The 244-nt window shown below is 74.6% G+C and carries 1 pseudogene; it reads left to right on the top strand.

Annotated elements, in window-relative coordinates:
- Positions 1-49: 49 nt before the first annotated feature.
- A pseudogene (locus tag AC0I8G_RS26105) lies at positions 50-244 on the top strand (hypothetical protein); the annotation flags it as partial.

Raw genomic sequence — 244 nt, 5'->3', positions numbered from 1 at the left:
GTGGAGGGACTCGTCGGGGGCCGCGGACTCAACGCCCTAGGCTGCCGCGATGGCCAGCTTCCGGCACCGTCGCGACGGTGGGCTCGACGTCGTCCGCGCCCGGCCCCGCACCTCGGCGTTCGTCTACGGCAACATCACGGTGCGCGGGGCGCTCGTCGCCGTGGACTCCCGTGCCGTCGAGACCGGGCACGCGGCGATCGCCGTCGCCGCGACCGCTGAGTCGCTCGGTCACCACCCCCGTGAT

The organism is Kineococcus sp. AC630 (assembly GCF_979255925.1).
This window is presented reverse-complemented; position numbering and strand designations above follow the sequence as displayed.